This window comes from Methylobacterium sp. P3_A11, assembly GCF_056403155.1.
Genome location: NZ_JBFUGA010000119.1, coordinates 1 through 16339, shown reverse-complemented (window position 1 = coordinate 16339; position 16339 = coordinate 1). Strand labels below are relative to the sequence as shown.

16 protein-coding genes are annotated in these 16339 nt (G+C 66.1%); 5 read left to right on the top strand and 11 right to left on the bottom strand.

The genetic code is table 11. The features are described 5' to 3' along the window. Both AC1DXK_RS26330 and AC1DXK_RS26325 read left to right on the top strand, forming a co-directional pair. A partial coding sequence (locus AC1DXK_RS26330) for a lytic transglycosylase domain-containing protein (RefSeq protein ID WP_477299449.1) occupies positions 1 to 976 on the top strand: 976 nt, incomplete at its 5' end. 318 nt (positions 977 to 1294) lie between these two features. Beyond that, positions 1295 to 2176: an HpcH/HpaI aldolase/citrate lyase family protein gene (locus AC1DXK_RS26325; RefSeq protein ID WP_477299451.1), complete on the top strand. Its 882-nt coding sequence runs from the start codon at positions 1295 to 1297 to the stop codon at positions 2174 to 2176. A gap of 63 nt (positions 2177 to 2239) precedes the next feature. Here AC1DXK_RS26325 and AC1DXK_RS26320 read toward each other — a convergent pair whose 3' ends face one another. Genes AC1DXK_RS26320 through AC1DXK_RS26310 form a run of 3 tightly spaced genes read right to left on the bottom strand, consistent with a single transcriptional unit; the run spans position 2240 to position 5705 of the window. Beyond that, a complete protein-coding gene (locus AC1DXK_RS26320) occupies positions 2240 to 3454 on the bottom strand; it encodes a dihydrolipoamide acetyltransferase family protein (protein ID WP_477299448.1) in 1215 nt (404 codons plus the stop codon). A gap of 1 nt (position 3455) precedes the next feature. Next, positions 3456 to 4469: an alpha-ketoacid dehydrogenase subunit beta gene (locus AC1DXK_RS26315; protein WP_477299447.1), complete on the bottom strand. Its 1014-nt coding sequence runs from the start codon at positions 4467 to 4469 to the stop codon at positions 3456 to 3458. Positions 4470 to 4472: 3 nt separating this feature from the next. Continuing rightward, the gene (locus tag AC1DXK_RS26310; protein ID WP_477299446.1) at positions 4473 to 5705 is read right to left on the bottom strand and encodes a thiamine pyrophosphate-dependent enzyme; all 1233 of its coding nucleotides are present in this window, start codon (positions 5703 to 5705) and stop codon (positions 4473 to 4475) included. 932 nt (positions 5706 to 6637) lie between these two features. Here AC1DXK_RS26310 and AC1DXK_RS26305 point away from each other — a divergent pair. Further along, complete coding sequence (locus AC1DXK_RS26305; RefSeq protein WP_477299445.1) at positions 6638 to 7750, top strand: AI-2E family transporter; 1113 nt, start codon at positions 6638 to 6640, stop codon at positions 7748 to 7750. 465 nt (positions 7751 to 8215) lie between these two features. Here AC1DXK_RS26305 and AC1DXK_RS26300 read toward each other — a convergent pair whose 3' ends face one another. Then, positions 8216 to 10213 (bottom strand): AI-2E family transporter, encoded by a 1998-nt coding sequence (locus AC1DXK_RS26300; RefSeq protein WP_477299444.1) that lies wholly within the window; start codon positions 10211 to 10213, stop codon positions 8216 to 8218. Positions 10214 to 10491: 278 nt separating this feature from the next. On the opposite strand from AC1DXK_RS26300, the gene AC1DXK_RS26295 reads away from it, so the two are divergent. After that, positions 10492 to 10716, top strand: a complete 225-nt coding sequence (locus AC1DXK_RS26295) for a hypothetical protein (RefSeq protein ID WP_477299443.1) — start codon at positions 10492 to 10494, stop codon at positions 10714 to 10716. Positions 10717 to 11068: 352 nt separating this feature from the next. Here the strand turns inward: AC1DXK_RS26295 and AC1DXK_RS26290 are convergent, their stop codons facing one another. The 7 genes from AC1DXK_RS26290 to AC1DXK_RS26260 form a co-directional block, all read right to left on the bottom strand. Next, the gene (locus tag AC1DXK_RS26290; protein WP_477299442.1) at positions 11069 to 12058 is read right to left on the bottom strand and encodes an esterase/lipase family protein; all 990 of its coding nucleotides are present in this window, start codon (positions 12056 to 12058) and stop codon (positions 11069 to 11071) included. A gap of 535 nt (positions 12059 to 12593) precedes the next feature. Beyond that, entirely contained in the window at positions 12594 to 12944 is a 351-nt protein-coding gene (locus AC1DXK_RS26285) for a DUF3618 domain-containing protein (protein WP_477299441.1), read from the bottom strand. A gap of 56 nt (positions 12945 to 13000) precedes the next feature. After that, the gene (locus AC1DXK_RS26280; RefSeq protein WP_477299440.1) at positions 13001 to 13363 is read right to left on the bottom strand and encodes a CsbD family protein; all 363 of its coding nucleotides are present in this window, start codon (positions 13361 to 13363) and stop codon (positions 13001 to 13003) included. A gap of 65 nt (positions 13364 to 13428) precedes the next feature. Continuing rightward, the gene (locus tag AC1DXK_RS26275; protein WP_477299439.1) at positions 13429 to 13791 is read right to left on the bottom strand and encodes a YidB family protein; all 363 of its coding nucleotides are present in this window, start codon (positions 13789 to 13791) and stop codon (positions 13429 to 13431) included. Between the two features lie 296 nt (positions 13792 to 14087). Then, a complete protein-coding gene (locus AC1DXK_RS26270) occupies positions 14088 to 14798 on the bottom strand; it encodes a hypothetical protein (protein ID WP_477299438.1) in 711 nt (236 codons plus the stop codon). A gap of 54 nt (positions 14799 to 14852) precedes the next feature. After that, positions 14853 to 15239: a hypothetical protein gene (locus tag AC1DXK_RS26265; protein WP_477299437.1), complete on the bottom strand. Its 387-nt coding sequence runs from the start codon at positions 15237 to 15239 to the stop codon at positions 14853 to 14855. Between the two features lie 117 nt (positions 15240 to 15356). After that, on the bottom strand, positions 15357 to 16058 hold the full coding sequence (locus AC1DXK_RS26260; protein ID WP_477299436.1) for a YsnF/AvaK domain-containing protein: 702 nt from the start codon (positions 16056 to 16058) through the stop codon (positions 15357 to 15359). A 128-nt stretch (positions 16059 to 16186) separates the two neighbouring features. Here AC1DXK_RS26260 and AC1DXK_RS26255 point away from each other — a divergent pair. After that, positions 16187 to 16339: transposase (locus AC1DXK_RS26255; RefSeq protein WP_477299450.1), on the top strand; the 153-nt coding region annotated here is incomplete at its 3' end.

Genomic DNA, 16339 nt, shown 5'->3' with positions numbered 1-16339 from the left:
CGAGACCGTGGAGCAGGCGCTCTGCCGCCTCATCGAGGACTCCGCTAAGACCCGCGGCCTGCCGGTGCCATTCTTAACGCGGCTGATCTGGCGCGAGAGCAGCTTCCGCGTCGGCGTCGTGAGCCCAGCTGGCGCGCAAGGTGTGGCGCAGTTCATGCCAGGGACCGCGCTGGAGCGTGGCCTGCTCGACCCGTTCGATCCCGAACAGGCGATCCCGCAAGCGGCGCATCTCCTCGCCGACCTCAAGCGCCGCTTCGGCAATCTCGGGCTCGCAGCGGCGGCCTACAACGGCGGCGCGCAGCGCGTGACGAACTGGCTGGCGGGCAGCGGCGACTTGCCGGCTGAGACCCGCGCCTACGTGCTCTGGATCACCGGCAGCCCGGCCGAGGAGTGGCGGGGTGGCACAAGCGATGGGGCTACCCCACCAGAGGCCAAGCGCACGGGAGAGCAGGACAAGGTCAGCAGGCCCGTCGGAGAGCCGCAAAAAGCCGTTCCCCCGGAACTGGCTGCCGCGAAGGTGAAAGGTGCAGAGCGCAAGGTCGAAGCTGCTCAGAAGTCGGGAGGCACGCGGAAGGAAACGCCCCAAACCTGCTTGCAAGTGACCGCGGCTCTGCAAATCCCGTCCCGATCTGATCGCTTCGCCGAGCGCCAACCGTCGCGCAACGACCGGTATGCCCGCGGCCACGGTACCAGCCCTGTCGAGAAGCCGGTCCCGCCGCCCTGGGGACCTTGGGGCATTCAGCTGGCTGCCAACTTCTCTAAGGCACTCGCACTGCGAAGCTTCTCGCAAGCGCAGGCAACTTACGCCAAGGTCATCGGGCAGGCGCGCCCAATGGTCATCGGCACGCGACTGCGCAGCCGTGGGACGCAAGCGTTCTACCGGATCCGCATACCGGCTGAGAGCCGAGAGCAGGCTGACGTGCTATGTGAAAAAATCCACACAGTGGGTGGTGCCTGCGTCGTTCTGAAGACCTGAGCACTCGGTCTCCGTTCAGCGCGGAAGCTTGATCCGAGCTGCCGTATTGACCAAATCCTGCTCACGCAGCGATCGTAAATCCAACCTGCTACACAGCATGACCGAGGTGCGCTTCCCGGCGCCGCTCTTCAAGGCGACACCATCCGCGTGACCACCGAGGTGGCGGCCAAACGCATCTCGCGCGCTCGCGCCGATGCGGGGATTGTCGATCTCATCCACCGGGCCTACCGGCAGGACGAAATTTTGGTTGCCGAGTGCCGCAGGCAGGCCTTCATGCGGCGTCGGCCCGCAACGAGCGGGGCGTGACGCCGATGCGCGCTGCTGTTCGTTCCGGGCGACGCGCCGCGGAAGCTCGAGACGGCGCTGAACGCCGGCGCCGACGCCCTCATCGTCGACCTGGAGGATTCGGTCGCCGCGAGCGGGAAGGCGGCGGCGCGCCGGCAGGCCGCCGCGTTCCTGGAGGAGGTCGGGAGCACCGCCGGGGGGCCGCTGCTTTTCGTGCGCGTGAACGCGCTCGGGACAGGCTGGGCGGGGGACGACCTCGCGGCGGTGATGCCGGCGCGACCTTACGGCATCGTGCTGCCCAAAGCCGTCATGAGCGCTGACATCCGCGCGCTCGATGCACATCTCTACCGGCTCGAGGCCGCCAGCGGCATCGCTGCCGGCGCGACGCGCATCCTGCCCATCGCCACCGAGACGGCCCGCGCCGTCCTCGCGCTGACGACCCTGTCCGAGGGGCATCCGCGTCTCTGCGGGATCTCCTGGGGGGCGGAGGATCTCTCCGCCGATCTGGGGGCCGAGACCAACCGCGATGGGACCGGCGCCTGGACCGGTTCGTATCGCCTGGCGCGCGACCTCACCCTGCTCGCGGCGGCCGCAGCCGAGACAGACGCGATCGACACGGTTCATCTCGCCTATCGGGACCTCGCGGCGCTCGAACGGGAATGCCGCGAGGCGCGCCGGGATGGTTTCGTCGGGAAGTTGGCGATCCACCCGGCCCAAGTTCCCATCATCAACGCGGCCCTCTCGCCCTCTGAGGCGGCCCTGGCCAAAGCGCGGGCCGTGGCCGCGGCCTTCGCGGGTTCGCCGGGGACGGGGGTTATCGGGCAGGGTGGGGCCATGCTCGACCGTCCCCACCTACGCCGCGCCGAGCGGCTGCTGGAGCGCTTCGACCGGGGCGCCCCTCGGGGCAAGGCGTGAGGCCGGGACCGCGTGCAAGCCGGATGGCCTCAGGGCAGGCATCCGGTACGAGGCGGTACCGAGCTACGCATCCACGAAGATCAGAGCCGGCGTTTCCAAGAGCGTCTTGATCCGCTGGACGAATACGGCCGCATCCCAGCCGTCGATGACGCGATGGTCGAAGCTCGACGACAGGTTCATCATCTTGCGCGGGATGAACGCCGCCCCGTTCCAGACCGGCCGCATCGCGATCTTGTTGACGCCGATGATGGCGACCTCCGGATGGTTGATGATCGGGTTCGAGGCGATGCCGCCCAGGGCACCGAGCGAGGTGACAGTGATCGTCGAGCCGCCCAATTCCTGCCGCGTGGCTGAGCCCGTTCGGGCCGCCTCCGAGAGGCGGTTCAGTTCGGCGGCGCAGTCCCAGACGTCTCGCGCCTCCACGTGCCGGACGACGGGAACGATGAGACCCGCGGGGGTTTGGGTCGCGACACCGATATGCACGCTGCCGTGCTGGTGGAGGATGCCGGCTTCATCGTCGTAGAGCGCGTTCAGATGCGGTTGTTCGGCGATGGCTCTGATCAGAGCCCGCATCAGGAACGGGAGCAGCGTCAGCTTCGGTCGCTCCGCGCGCCTGTTCGCGTTGAGCGTGGCCCTGAAATCCTCGAGCGCCGTGACGTCGACCTCCTCGACATAGGTGATGTGGGGAATGCGCGAGGCCGCGAGGGTCATCTTCTCCGCGATCTTGCGGCGGACACCCGTGACTTTGATCTGTTCGACCGTTGTGTTCGGACTGGGGCCTGGCGTTCCCGTCTCGCGCGCGTCACCGGTCAGATAGGCGTCGAGATCCTCGTGCGTCACGCGGCCGGAAGGCCCCGAGCCGGGCACACGAGCCAGATCGATTCCGGCCTTGCGTGCGCGATGCCTGACAGCCGGCGACGCCATCGCCTTCTCGTCCTCCCTATGCGCGGCGGCAGGACCACGGCCGCGCGCAGGGGAGGGCTGACCCGTGTTTGTGGTGCGAACGCCGTCGGAGACTTGGTCTGCATCGTCCGCATTCTTGACCGCTAAGCGGATCAGCGGCGCGCCGACAGCAACGGCCTCGCCGGCCTCGGCCCCGAGCCACACGACTTGCCCCGTCACCGGGGAGGGGATCTCCGCGGTCGCCTTGTCGGTGGTGACGGCGGCCAGCACGGCGTCCTCATGGACGAACTCGCCCACTCTCACGAACCACTCGGCCAGTTCGGCTTCGGCGATCCCCTCGCCGACATCGGGCATGGTGATCAGGTGCTCGCCCATGTCAGGCCTCCACCGTCTCGACCAGCGCACGCGCCACGCGTCCCGGCCCGGGGAAGTAGTCCCATTCCTGCGCGTGCGGATAGGGCGTGTCCCATCCGGCAACTCGGGCGACCGGCGCCTCAAGATGGTAGAAGCAGGTCTCCTGGATGAGGGCTGCCAGTTCCGCGCCGAACCCTGACGTCAGCGTCGCCTCCTGGATGACCACGCAGCGACCGGTCTTGGAGACGGAGGCCACCATCGTGTCGAGATCGTATGGAACCAGGGTACGCAGATCGATGATCTCGGCGTCGATGCCCGTCTCCGTGGCGGCCGCCTGCGCGACATGCACCATCGTCCCGTAGGCCAGCACCGTGACGTCCGTTCCCGCCCGAACGATGGACGCCTTTCCGAGCGGGAGAGCGAAGTGGCCGGCCGGAACTTCGCTGGCCGCGTGCTTCGACCAGGGCGTGACGGGGCGCTCGTGATGCCCGTCGAAGGGACCGTTGTAGAGCCGCTTCGGCTCGAGGAAGATCACGGGATCCGGATCCTCGATCGCCGCGATGAGCAGCCCCTTGGCATCGTAGGGGTTTGAGGGGACGACAGTCTTGAGCCCCGAGACGTGGGTGAAGAGCGCCTCCGGGCTCTGGCTGTGGGTCTGTCCGCCGAAGATGCCGCCGCCCGTCGGCATGCGGATAACCAAGGGACAGGTGAACTCGCCGTTCGAGCGATACCGCAGCCGCGCGGCCTCCGACACGATCTGGTCGTAGGCCGGGTACACGTAATCGGCGAATTGGATCTCGACGCAGGGCCGCAGGCCGTAGGCAGCCATGCCGACGGCCGTTCCCACGATCCCGGATTCGCTGACGGGCGCGTCGAAGCAGCGCGACGTTCCGTATTTCTGTTGAAGCTCGTAGGTGCAGCGGAAGACGCCGCCGAAATAGCCGACATCCTCACCGAAGACGACGACGCTCTCGTCGCGTGCCATCATCACGTCCATCGCGTCGCGGATGGCTTCGACCATCGACATGCGCGGCATGGCCTACACTCCGGCCTGCTGGCGTTGACGGAGCAGGTGCGGCGGCATCTCGGCGTAGACGCCCTCGAACATCTCCCGCGCAGACGGCCTCGAGACGGAATGGAGCGTCCCAAAACTCTCCGCCTCCTTCTGCGCCGCGATCACCAACTCGAGGATCTCGGCCTCCGCCTGCTTGTGCCGCTCCTCGGACCACGCGCGGCGCCGGATCAGGTGGTTCTTCAACCGAATGACCGGATCGCCGAGCGGCCAGGCGTCGGATTCGGCCTTCGGACGGTAGGCCGAGGGGTCATCCGACGTCGAGTGAGCTCCGACGCGGTAGGTCACATACTCAATGAGCGTCGGCCCGAGATTGCGCCGGGCCCGCGCGATGGCCCATTTGGCAGCCGCATAGACGGCCAGGTAATCGTTGCCGTCGACCCGGAGCGCCGGGATGCCGAACCCCAGGCCGCGCGCCGCGAAGGTTCCTGCCCCGCCTCGGGCAATGCCCTGGAAGGTCGAGATCGCCCACTGGTTGTTGACGATGTTGAGCACGACAGGGGCTTTATAGGTCGACGCGAAGACGAGTGCGGCGTGAAAGTCCGACTCGGCCGTCGAGCCGTCCCCAATCCAGGCCGCCGCGATCTTCGTGTCCCGCCTGATCGCGGAGGCCATCGCCCACCCGACCGCCTGCACATATTGCGTCGCAAGGTTTCCCGATACCGTAAAGAACCCGTGCTCTTTTGACGAATACAGAACCGGCAGCTGGCGGCCTTTCAACGGATCTTTCACGTTCGAGTAGATTTGACATACCATGGTCACCAGCGGATAGCCGCTCGCAATCAGGAGCCCGGCCTGCCGGTACGTAGGGAAGTTCATGTCTCCCGGCGCGAGGGCCTTCTGAAAGGCGCAGCTCACGGCCTCCTCACCGAGGTGCTGCATGTAGAAGGACGTCTTGCCCTGCCGCTGGCTGAGCAGCATCCGCGCATCGAAGGTGCGCAGAGTCATCATATCCCGCAGGCCGCCCCGGAGCTCATCGTCGCTGAGCAAGCCGGCCCACGGCCCCACCGCCTCACCCTCGCGATTCAGGACGCGGATGATCGAGAAGGCCAGATCCCGGATCGCTTCCGAACCGGTATCGACGTCGGGACGCGGGACCGACCCGGCCTTGGGGATTTTGACGCTGGAAAAATCCGGGACCCCGCCCGGCCGGACAGCTGGCTCTGGAACGTGGAGCGCTAAAGGCGCGACTTTAGCCATTGCTTGCTCGCTCTCGCGAAACACGACGTGCAGGCCGGTCTATTCTTGCACGAAACCAAGGTAGATCACATCCATGAAATTCTGGTTCCCCATCGAAAGATGGCTCCCCGGTTCCTCTCTTAAAATACGTCCCGGGCGGCTTGCGATGGGTTAGCGGGTGGCGCATTGACGGATGAAGAGTTACCGACGCCCTACCGAAAGCCGGAGAAAGGTCACTTTGAGCCCTCTAGCCGAGCCGCATCGAATGTCCTCTTCACCGCTTCAGTCGCCGGAAGCAGACCGTCGGCATTCGGCCAGACTACGTCTCGCCGGGTCCTCAGCGCGCGCAGAACCGGACATTCGGCTTGGCGCCCATTACAGCCATATGACGGCCTTCGTCAGCATCTCCGAAGCGGACCTCGGCTCAGGCCTGATCGCAGCTTAAGAGCCGCCGATTACGCCACCCCTGCTCATTCATCCCTTCACTGTAGCGTTTTCGCTTAGCGTTGCCGTTCTGTAACAAGCGGGCACCCGGCTGCGCGTCTACTCCTCGTTGCGCATCAGTCGGGGAAGGCCGCAGGGTGATGATCGGGCACGCTCTGTTGGCGAGATGCATCTCGCAATCCGCTCTCGCCATGTTGCTGACCTCGAGCCTCGCTGCGACCCCTGGGCTTGCCGAGGAGCCGAAAGATGACAAGGCGAAATCCTCGTCGTTCCGCTCCCGACGGATCCGCCCCAAGCGTTGCCGCAGCCAAGCTGTCGTCGAGCCCAGGCCGCCACCCAGGTTGCCGACGAGGGTGGGCAGCTCGCCTGAAGCGTCAGGCTGTGAACATGGGACAGATCTAAACGGGCTCGGAAGCAGCATCCATGGAAACTGGCCATGCCTCCAAGCGTTTCCTGCTGGCTGAGCCGCGCCGCGTGCTGGCCAGCCTCGGACAAACAGGCTGGCCCAAATGAGAGATACAACTCCGACGCCGATACGGCGCCCCGCTCCGGTCTCGGCGGATCCGCCTGCACCCGGCGCGCAGAGGGCGGCTCGAGTGGCTCTCGTGCTGGTCCTGACGGCGCTCGGCCTCTACATCCTGCACCACTTCCTGCCGGCCCTAGTCTGGGGCACGATCCTGGGCATCGCGCTCTGGCCGCTCTACCGCAAGGCCGAACATCGCTTTCCGCCGGGCCGCCACAACCTTCTCCTGCCGACCCTCTTCACCGCGCTTGTCGCCCTAGTCTTTCTGGTGCCGTTTGTTGTCCTAGCCGTCGAGGCTGCGCATGAGGCACATGCCCTCTTGGAGTACAGCCGCAGCGTCGAGGAATCCGGCGTTCCCGTACCTGATGTCGTGGCGCGCCTCCCCTTTGGCGCTAGCTCGGTGACGAACTGGTGGAACGAAAACCTTGCCCATGCGGGGTGGTCACACGACCTGTTGGAGCGTTTCAACACCTCATCCATGCGCGATCTCAGCCGCACGGCCGGGGCACAGGTTCTGCACCGCGCGATCCTATTCGGATTTACCTTGGTGACCCTGTTCTTCCTGTTTCGCGAAGGCCGGACCGTTCGCGAGCAAGCCATTACGGCCAGCACCAGGCTGTTTGGTCCCCGCGGAGAGCGCGTGGGTCGGCAGATGGTGGCTTCAGTCCATGGCACCGTCGACGGCCTGGTGCTGGTCGGCATCGGGGAGGGCTTCCTCCTCGGGGTCACCTATTACTTCGCCGGGGTACCTCACCCGATCCTGCTTGGCGCCCTGACGGCAGTGGCGGCGATGATCCCGTTCGGGGCACCCCTTGTCTTCGGGACCGCGGCCTTGATCCTATTCGCTCAAGGTTCGGCCATACCCGCCATCGTAGTGGTCATTGTGGGGCTGGTGGTCACCTTCGTGGCCGATCACTTCGTCCGCCCGGCCTTGATCGGCGGCACGACCCGCCTGCCATTTCTCTGGGTGCTGCTGGGCATCTTGGGTGGCGTGGAGACGCTTGGCCTCCTGGGCCTGTTCGTCGGCCCGGCTGTCATGGCGGCGCTGATGCTGCTCTGGCGCGAGTTCACGGAGGGCGACCCCTCGCCTGTCGCCTAACTGCGGGATGAGATGTGCCGGTCTGGCTTGGAACTCCGGGCGGCGGGATCAGCTCGCCGGGAACTCGACCACTCGCCCGAGGCGGAAGCGGCTTTCGGACCTAGCGAAACTCAGGGCGGCCTTACGGCTTCTGAACTGGCCGCCGATCATCCCGTGCATTTCCTGAACGAGCCAACCGCCATTTGGCCCAGGGCTGACGAGCAGCACGGGCGGCCAACCCGACGGCACGAAAGGTGAGGTGGCCGGAGCTGCGGACGCCTTCATCGTTACCGTCGAGCACTGCGTGCCGGATCAGCACGGACGCACGTGCAGCATAATCGGTTCAGACTTGCCCTCATTCCAAGCCCCTATCAGCGGCAGCATCCCGCTATCGGTGGAACCCCGTCCCGTATCCATGATGTTTGACCACGCGGATGGCCTGCGGCTTTGTAAATGCAGCGCACGAGGTGTGATCTGGCAGCCTTGTCAGACGGCGGGCTGCTCAGTCCTGAGAGGGACTACGTTCGGCTCGTTGGAACGGGAGGCGGTATCGCACGCCTTGCCCAGGACCTCCAGACACGCGTCCACGGCGCTCCGCAAGGAGACGACGTAGTAGTCTGCTCCGACCTGCTTGCGAAGTGCTTGGTCTGTGAGGATCGCGTCCTCGGCGGGCCACAAGCCAACGAGGAGCGGCTTGCCCGGAAGCTTCTCGTGCAAGCGCTGCAGAAGGTAGCGCAGGTGGGCCGGGTTGCCGCTGATGTCGAGGTAGGAGATGCACACCATCGCCACCCCGCTCACATCGAGGCTTCGAACGTTGCTGCGGGAGACCGCCTCGTGCGGAACAACGCGCGCTCCTATGCCGTGCTTGCCCAGGAGCTGTGCGAGCATGGAGGAGGCCGCCTCGTCCAGAGGACCCCGGCCCGCGATGCACATCACCGGGGCCTCACCGCGCCACAGCGGTGGTCGGCGCTCCAAAGGCGGCGCCGATCCTGGCACGGCCTCGTTTTTCGGGTGCGTCTTCTCGGCAAGTGACGTTTCCGCGCTCGCGGCCCCGTCCTTCTTGTCTTTGGGTTCCTCGTCAGGTCGTTTGGCGAACTCCTCGACCAGGGATTGGGTGAGGGACTTGATAATGTCGAGCTGCGACACACCCAGCACACCGCGCTGGTAATCATTCGCGGCGAGTTGCAGCGCCTTCAGAGCCACCTCGTCGTAGTAGGAGGACAAAGAGCGCTCCTTGAGCAGCAACTCCGCCTGTTCCTGCGCCTCGTCCGGGTCGCCGGCCAGCATGCGCTGGTAGAAGTTCTCCACTGGCGTCAGCGGCGGCCGGTCGCCCAGCAGGACGTCGAAGAACTCCAGGCTGTCGACGTGTCGGCCGAGCACGACGAGGCAGACGGTGAACGGGGTGGCGAGGATCAGGCCGATCGGCCCCCACAGGAAACCCCAGAACAGGGTCGAAACGATCACCGCGAAGGGCGAGAGCCCGGTGGAGTGGCCGTAGAGCAGCGGCTCGATCACCTGTCCGAAGATCGGTTCGGCGATCAGGAACAGCGCCGCGGTCGCGATGACCATCGACCAGCCCGGATCAACGGCGGCGGCCAGGGCTACCGGGAGGATGCCCGAGATGAAGGAGCCAATGTAGGGAACGAACCGCATTAGGGCCGAGAACACGCCCCACAGGATCGGGCTCGGCACACCGATGAACCATAGGCCGAAGCCGACCAGGATGCCGAATGCCGCGTTCATGCCGAGCTGGGCGAGGAAGTAGGTGCCGAGCCGGCCCGCGGCGTCGTCCATAGCCATCGTCGTACGATGCAGGTCACTCGACCCGAACAGGCGGATCATGCGGTCGCGCAGATCCTCGCGCTGGAGGAGCAGGAACACGACGACGACGAGGACGATGCCCACGGTCGTAAGTGGTTCGAAAATCGGTCCGAGCACCTTCTCGGCCAGGGCCAGGGGTGAGATCTCGGGCTCCTGAACCCGTACCAGCTGCGGCTTCGGGGTGTCGCTGGCTGGACCAGCTGCGACGGTTGTCCCGGCTACCTCGGCCTTCTGCGTCGCGTCGTGAACCTGATGGCTGAGCTTCGCGACCACCCGGTTGGCCTCGCCGAGCCAGCCCTGCTGCAGCCCGGCGAACTTCATCTGCACGGTGGCCTGGTACTGTGGGAGGTTACCGGCGAGCCCCGCGACCTGCGTACCGATAAGTGTGCCGATGCCGCCGATAACGCCGAGCGCGAGCAGGACGGCGACGATGACGGACGGCACGCGTCCGAGCTTAATCCGCCGCAGCAAGTTGACCACGGGGGCCAGGACGAAACTAAGGAGCACCGCCAGCACGAGCGGGATGAAGACTTCGCGCCCGAAGTACAGGGCCGCGATGAGCACCACACCGACCGCGAGGGCCAGCAGGCCATTCAGCCCTGGAACGGAGGGCGGCGGGACGTGGGCGGGCTGACGCGGGGCCACGGCGTTTTCGGTCGGCATGCGGCGTGAGCTCCTCGACGCTGCGCCGACCATTCGCGGCACGTCCTCCAATAACGTCGGCCCCGGCATTTCGGCCCAAGCTCGACCCGCTTGTTCGAGGCACGCCCGCAAAGTCGGGCCTGCGGATGCATTCCTGAGGACCCCTACAGGTCGATCTCGGCGGATAGGAGAGTTGCCGAGGCAGCTCACTGCTAGATCTCGGAACCGATTTGCCGCCTAAGCCGTCTCTGAGACCGAAGTCTCCCGCGGCGGGGGCAGCGAAGCCGGAGCGGATCACCATGAAGCGCGGCAGCTTCCGCATCACCCTCTGCATCCGCGGTGACCGACGCACCCTGTATGCACCGTCGGAGCGTGAGGCGGCGCTCATGGCCGAATCCGCCATCCGTCGCTACGACGCCTCCTCTGGCGGCGTCGGCTTCATCATTGATGCCCCGAACACACGGGCAAGCGTGCGCATCTCGGCCTACGTGGCCGATGTTGCCCGCGAGATGGAGTTCGCCTGAGTCCTTCGTTCACCCCTCGATAACGACCGAGGAGGGCGGCCTGACGTTCGCTGCTTGTGCTGTTGGATTCGTCGGCGTCCCGTTCCGTGAYGTCGGTGCGGGCCAGGCTCGCGCCGTGCGCGGCATCTGCGGCGACGTTCCCGGCGCTCTCGCCGTGTCGCTCGATCCATAACCGGGTCGGCCAGCGCTGCTGCATGATAGGTTCATCCTCGGGTTGTGTGCGGCAACGCTCGCCGGGCTCGCTGGTTCGCGTGCGATCAGGTGCATATTCCCATAGCCGTGAGCACTCCGACGAACCGGTCTGGCCGCCTTCGGCGATAGGCGCCTGAGGTCGCTCAAACCCTGCTGGGGTCTACGGGCTCGAACTACCGGCCATGGAACGCCCTGTTTCATGGTCTGATACGGCATGCGTTGCCTGGACGGAGGCGGTCTCTCGGTCCTGGCCCTTCGCCGTACGATTGACGCCGCGAGGGGCTCGGACAGGAACCGGCTCGGTGAACCGGCTGGCGATGCGCGAGAACTCGGGCGTGCGAAGGTAGCCGTAGGACTTGTGGTGGTTGGCCTCGCCGTCGGGGCGTCGGTAGTCGTTCACCACGCGCAGGTCGACGACCTCTACTCCGCCTTCGCAAGCGTAATCGGGCCGGAGGTCGCCGGTCGCGGCCACGATGTCGTTGCCGTCCGCGAGATTCGTCCAACGCGCGACGTTGCCCGGCACCCGAAGATCGCCGAACTCCTCCTCGACCTTCAGCTTCACCTTCGCCAGCCCGAGCGGTGAGCCGACCGTGACCAGGTGCTCGACCCGCAATCCCGGGTCCTCGCGTCCCAGGAAGCGAAGCGCGTCATAGGCGATGACCGAACCCATGGAGTGGGCGACGAGGAGGATACGGCGGTCGCGGAACGTGCGCAGCCGCTCGATCAGGCGCCCCCGCACCTGGCGGGCGAACGATTGCTCGGCGTGGTAGTGCCAGAGGTCGTCGAAGCGGTATTCCAGGATGAGGTCGTCGACGAGGGTGATCCCGGTCATCGTCTCGACGCGGTCGATGCCCTCGTACACGGTCGCAAGCACGTCCTGGACGGTCGCCGACGGGGCGTCCTCCAGGCTGGGCAGCGGACCCGTGCCGTCATGTGGGCGGTAGGGCTCGATCAGCTCCTCGCCCGAGAGCGGCGCGTCGTAGCGGAGGTCGGCCCAGTAGACGAATTCAAGGTCGAACTCCGCGTTCGCAAGCCCCTCGTTCCGTGCGAGCCCTTCCGAGATGGCCGCCCGCCACCAACGCGTCTTCTCATCGACCGGCGGCTTGTTGGCCAGTCCGTGAATTCCGATGATGACGCTGGGCCGATCCATCTTCGCTGGGGCACCCCCTGATCCACATCGCCGAGCGCGATGGTCGGGACGACGTTGCGCCATAAACGTCGACCGCTGCGTTTCGGTGCCGCTTGGCCGAGGCATGTCGCGCGTTATCCCTGCCGCGTGAGCGCGCGTTGCTGTCGGAGTCCGGGGTGCGGGAGCTGCGTTAGATGTCGTACGAGAGCGAGAAGTCGGAGCGAACATAGTCGATCAGAACTTAGTCCTCGCGGCGACATCCACCGTATTCAAAAACGAACCCCCGGCTGAACTCAGCCGATGATGAGCCGGACCAGGGTAGGTGCCGCGCTCGCTCCAGCGATAGAAAGAGCAAGCAGAGTGATGCTACTTAGTTGGTCGGCGCTATCGACATTCCGTCTGAGATGGTGTTTAGGCTGTTCGTTCCGCCGGTCAACGATGCCGAGTAGATACACAGGGCCAGGCCTGTTTCCTTTGCTATGAAGGCGGTTAGATTAAGAACGTTGCGCCGTGATCGTCCTGTGGCGCTGTTTCGCGCGAGGAGTTCATCAAAAGGTTACCCTGGCGCGGGGTAGATCCGTGCGTTCCTGCGCCGCTGCAGGGCTCCAGGGTCTCTCATCGGAACCGGATGTCGCTCTGGAGGCATGGCGTGTGCACCTCGTCTGGTGCTCGACACGAGCCACGCCACTCCCGCCCCGATCAGCAGGATCGGGATCGGGTTGCCCCGCAGGGTAGCGAGCGCGACATCGTAGAGGTTGCTGCTAGCACCGCTACGCCGTCCAACTCCGATCAACTCGTCCGCGACCGCCGCGGGATGTAGGCGGTCCTGGAGCTTGCTGAGAGTGGCATCGAGCCGCGATCGACCGGCTTCGATCTCACGTTCGAGCTTGTCGGTGCTGTCGATCATGCGGCGGCCCACTGCATAGAGGTGGTGGCGAGGGCGGCGATCGATGAGCCGCAGGTCTAACGACGTCCGTGGATCACCATGGCGAGAAGGTAGCCGATCGCGCCCGCCATCGCGGCGAGCAGGAGTGGCGCGTCTTTGGCGTACGAACCCAGAGCCTCGTTGCCCTGCCGGTAGACGCGCTCTGCTTCGGGGAAGCGCTCGCGTCCCTGCTTCAGGGTGCTCTGTGCGAACTCCGTTGCCTGACCCGCCGCGTCGCGCAGGGTGTCCTTTGCTTGCCCGACGAGGTTCTCGGCCGTGCCCTTCAGCTCCGTCACTTTGCCCTCAGCTTGGGTGCCGCGATCGCCAGTGAGGTCGCCGACTTTGCCCTCAACCTTGCCGCCGAGTTCCTTGGCGGCGCCGGTAATACGGTTCTCATCCATCTTAACCTCCATGCTTGCACAGGTTCAAAGTCTCATGACCTGAACGGCCGCCAGCAGCCGGCAGCTTACCAGTGAGCTTGCTCATGCTCGGTCGGCAGGCGCGCCTGCGGGGTGAGCTGGTCGACCACGCCTGGCAGTAGGCGCGAGAGCTGGGACAGGAGGTCGTTGCTGCCCATGCCGGTCTGCTGGGAGAGCTGCCCCACCGTCTCCGGCCCGAGTGCGGCGCCGAGATCGTGTGGGGCGATCGACTGGTTCTGCCCCGAGCCGATCCAAGAATTGATCGTGTCGCCGTGCCCGGCGCGGGTGAACTGCTCCACCAAGCCGCCGAGACCACCAGCTCCTCCGAGCAGACCACCGAGGCCGCCGCCCGGGCCGGCGTTGCCCTGACTGTAGCCGCCCGGGCCAGCGCCGCCTTCTAGATTGCCCAAGATGTTGCCGAGCCCCCCCGGCAGTGCCGCCGGCCTTGGCTGCGAGCAAGGTCATCAGGATGCCGGCAAGCGGGTTTGCACCTGCACCTTGCTGCTGGCCCGCATTGCCGCCGAGCGCACTACCTATGATGCTATCGAGAAGACCCATGATGATTGCTCCTGATACGAATACTTCGACGCCGACCGAGCGACTTGGAGATGAGGCTGGCACGTTCAGCCCCGCAGCCGCGGCTCTGCCTCGTCAGCCGCTACGAACTATCGGAGGCACTGCAGGCGCTCACCAGCGGGGCCACGCCTCAGAGCGGGTGGTTGTAGACACGAACCCGCCGAGCCCCCGACACAGCGCCTTCGACCGACGAAACACCGCCACTCACGGCATCGTTCTGGCGCACAGCTGATCCCGCGGCGGCATCGGACCCGATGAGCGTTGACGTGTCGGCGCTGATGCGAGCGGGTTCGGCCGCATCTGAAGCCCGGCCCGTCCAGCCTTCGCGCTGCCAGCCCTGGGTGCGCTCGTCGAGGTCGACAGCGCCGTGCTCCTCAAGGATGCGCTCGACGGCGCCCGAGCGGGCCTCGTCGGTGCGCACGGTCAGTAGCGACCCACCCCGGCGCACGCCTTCGGAGTAGGCATGCGCATCGCCCTCGCTCACACCTGCACCGGCCAGAGAACCGGCGAGCCCACCCGCGGCCGCGCCGATGCCCGCTCCGGTCAGCGTCGCCACGAGCCATCCCGCCGCCACGACCGGACCGACGCCGGGGATCGCCATCAGCCCCAGGCCGGCGAGCAGCCCCGCGCCACCACCGAGAACCGTCCCAAGCGTCGCACCGGTTCCCGTCCCTGTCGCGGCGTGCTCAGCCGTACGACCATCACCGTCCGCCGAGGTCTCCGACTTGTTGCTGACGAGGCTGATGTCGGCGTGCGGGATGCCCGCAGCCTCCAGCTTTGTCACCGCCGTCGTAGCATCTTCATAGCGATCGTAGAGCGCGGTCAGCGTGCGTGTGGTCATGGCAAACTCCGGTGGTGATGACGATCTGAGAGACTGGCCGGGTGCGGTGTGCGGCTATCGAACGGCGACGTTGCCCTTGAAGTCGAGGCCGACGGTGGTCGGCTTGCCGTCCATCATCGCGGTGCCGCCCCAGATGCCGTCAGCGTCCTTCTTCAGATCCTTGACGTCATGGAAGCCGGCCTTCTCCAGACGCCGACGCGCTTCGCCCTCGGTGAAGCTGTTGGCGCCCTTCTCCAGCTTGACGCTCGCGAGCGCCCCTGTGCTCGCCGGCTTGCCGTCCTGAGCGTGATCGGTGTTGGGCCGCGTCACGGCCTTCTGCCCGCCGGAGGTCGCGCTCGACGCGCCGCCGGTGGCCGGCTGACCGGTGACGGTGGTTTGGGCGAGAACCGGCGTGGCTGCGAGCAGCGGCAGTAGGATGAGGAGCGTACGGTCGAGCGGCATGGCGAGATCCTGTTTTCTTGTGAGGTCGCAAGAGCGCGGCAGCCGGCCTGAATGTCGGCGAAGCGCGAGCTGGGCCGCCCAGCGCTGAGAAGCGCCGGGCGGTTCCGGTGAAGCGGGTCAGACGGGCTTGCGCGGCGTGGTGCCGGTGGTCGTGCCGGTAGTGCCAGTGCGGCTGACATTGCCGCGCTCGTCCTCGACCTCAACCTCGGTCCGGCGAACCTTGTCGGTTACCGTCTCAGTACGCTGTCCGGCTTCCTTGCGAATGCCGACCTCTTCGACCACGCGGGCGTCTTTCGACACCACAGCCTGCTCGCGCAGCTCTGTCGCCTCGATGGTCTTGTTCTCGAACAAGGCCTCGTCGGCGGCGGTCACCGGCCGGTCGACCGTGCGCCGGTCGACGTGCACAGTCTCGTCGCGCAGCGTCACCTGCTCCTCGATCGGCTTCTCGACGACGTAGGAGCGCACCCGCACGCGGCCGGCCTCAGCCACGCGCTTGCCGACGTTGAGCCGCTCCTCAACCACGGGAATGTAGTCCTTCTCGCCCGCCACTCCCGCTGTCGAGCGCTCACCGGAGGCGTAGGTCGCCTCACCCGTCGTCCCTGCCGTCGCGCCACTTACGGCGCTCGATCCACCCGTCGCCGAGTATCCGCTCCAACCCTCCTTGCGCCAGGAGGCTTCACGCTGGTCGAGATCGACCGAGCCGTTCTGCTCCAAGATGTCGTAGGCGGTCTCAAGCCGCGCCTGATCCGTCTGCACCGTCAGCAGCGTGCCACCGCGGCTCAGACCCTCGCTGTAGGCGTAGCGATCCTCTTCCGGCATGAAGAAGTCCTTGAGCGAGCCCCAGAAGCCGCCCTCGTCCTTGTGATAGTCGTACGAGCCACTAGTTGTGCAGTCCCGCGGTGTGGTGGCATCAATTTAGCTGTAACCGCCGCACACCGGGAGGCGTTATGGGACAGGTTCTTCACGGCTGCGCCACGACCACGCACGCGGTCAGAGCAACGCTACAGCGATCGAAAGCTCCGCTCAAAGATCTTGCCGCCCAGCATGGACTGAACCCCAAGACAGTCGCGAAGTGGCGTAAGCGAGCCTTCGTGCATGAC